Below are 2,324 nucleotides of genomic sequence, written 5' to 3'. Positions count from 1 at the left end.
TAATACCGACGGGCGACTCCGTGTCAGTAATGGTGGCCGTGGCCTTGGCACCGGTTTCGAGCTTCTCGAAGTTGCCGCCGCTAGCGGTGATGACTTCGGCGACCAAGGTGCTGGCGTCGACAAAGGCGTCTTCGGTATTCGGGTTATCTACCGACAGGGTGCCGTGGCCGGTTTCATCCAGGGTGACGGTGTGCGTGGTATCGCCGACCTTCACCGTCAGCACCACCGGGGTAGTGCCTTGCGGAGCCTGGCCGGTCTGGAAGTTGAAGGTGACCTTGGCGTCGGCTTCGGTGGCGGCATTGGCGGTCACTTCGATGGAAACCGGGCTTTCGGTATCTTCGATCGTGGCCGTGGCCTTGGCGCCAGTCTCCAGCTTCTCGAAGTTGCCGCCGCTAGCGGTAATGACTTCGGCGACCAGGGTGCTGGCATCGACAAAGGCGTCTTCGGTATTCGGGTTATCCACCGACAGGGTGCCGTGGCCGGTTTCGTCCAGGGTGACGGTGTGGGTGGTATCGCCAACTTTGACGGTCAGTACCACCGGAGTAGTGCCCTGCGGAGCCTGGCTGGTCTGGAAGTTGAAGGTGACCTTGGCGTCGGCTTCGGTGGCGGCATTGGCCGTCACTTCGATAGAAACCGGGCTTTCGGTATCTTCGATCGTGGCCGTAGCCTTGGCACCGGTTTCGAGCTTCTCGAAATTGCCACCGGTGGCGGTAATGACTTCGGCGACCAGGGTGCTGGCATCGACAAAGGCGTCTTCGGTGTTCGGGTTATCCACCGACAGGGTGCCGTGGCCGGTTTCATCCAGGGTGACGGTATGGGTGTCGTTACCGACCTTCACCGTCAGCACCACCGGAGTAGTGCCCTGCGGAGCCTGGCCGGTCTGGAAGTTGAAGGTGACCTTGGCGTCAGCTTCGGTGGCCGCGTTTGCGGTCACAGTTACCGAAACAGGACTCTCGGTATCGGTAATGGTGGCCGTGCCTTTGGCGCCGGTCTCCAGCTTCTCGAAGTTGCCACCCGTGGCGGTAATGACTTCGGCGACCAGGGTGCTGGCATCGACAAAGGCATCTTCGGTGTTCGGGTTATCCACCGACAGGGTGCCGTGGCCGGTTTCATCCAGGGTTACGGTGTGGGTGGTATCGCCAACCTTCACCGTCAGCACCACCGGGGTAGTGCCTTGCGGGGCCTGGCTGGTCTGGAAGTTGAAGGTGACCTTGGCATCGGCTTCGGTGGCGGCATTGGCGGTGACCGTAATACCGACGGACGACTCCGTGTCAGTAATGGTGGCCGTAGCCTTGGCGCCGGTTTCGAGCTTCTCGAAGTTGCCACCGGTAGCGGTAATGACTTCGGCGACCAGGGTGCTGGCATCGACAAAGGCGTCTTCGGTATTCGGGTTGTCCACCGACAGGGTGCCGTGGCCGGTCTCGTCCAGGGTGACGGTGTGCGTGGTATCGCCAACTTTGACGGTCAGTACCACCGGACTAGTGCCTTGCGGAGTCTGGCTGGTCTGGAAGTTGAAGGTGACCTTGGCGTCAGCTTCGGTGGCCGCGTTTGCGGTCACGGTTACCGAAACAGGACTCTCGGTATCGGTAATGGTGGCCGTGCCTTTGGCGCCGGTCTCCAGCTTCTCGAAGTTGCCACCCGTGGCGGTAATGACTTCGGCGACCAGGGTGCTGGCATCGACAAAGGCGTCTTCGGTGTTCGGGTTATCCACCGACAGGGTGCCGTGGCCGGTTTCGTCCAGGGTGACGGTGTGGGTGGTATCGCCAACTTTGACGGTCAGTACCACCGGAGTAGTGCCCTGCGGAGCCTGGCTGGTCTGGAAGTTGAAGGTGACCTTGGCGTCGGCTTCGGTGGCGGCATTGGCCGTCACTTCGATGGAAACCGGGCTTTCGGTATCTTCGATCGTGGCCGTAGCCTTGGCACCGGTTTCGAGCTTCTCGAAATTGCCACCGGTGGCGGTCATGACTTCGGCGACCAGGGTGCTGGCATCGACAAAGGCGTCTTCGGTATTCGGGTTGTCCACCGACAGGGTGCCGTGGCCGGTTTCATCCAGGGTGACGGTATGGGTGTCGTTGCCGACCTTCACCGTCAGCACCACCGGAGTAGTGCCCTGTGGGGTCTGGCCGGTCTGGAAGTTAAACGTGACCTTGGCATCGGCTTCGGTGGCGGCATCGGCCGTGACCTCGATGGAAACCGGGCTTTCGGTATCTTCGATCGTGGCGGTAGCCTTGGCGCCGGTCTCCAGCTTCTCGAAGTTGCCGCCGGTAGCGGTGATGACTTCAGCCACCAGGGTGCTGGCATCAACAAAGGCATCTTCGGTATTC

1 protein-coding gene is annotated in these 2,324 nt (G+C 61.2%); it reads right to left on the bottom strand.

Annotation, left to right across the window (positions count from 1 at the left end; all coding sequences use genetic code 11):
• A partial coding sequence (locus AC0ZZU_RS23950) for an immunoglobulin-like domain-containing protein (protein ID WP_476343916.1) occupies nucleotides 1-2,324 on the bottom strand: 2,324 nt, incomplete at both ends.

This window comes from Pseudomonas sp. JE3303 (assembly GCF_056312565.1).
This window is presented reverse-complemented; position numbering and strand designations above follow the sequence as displayed.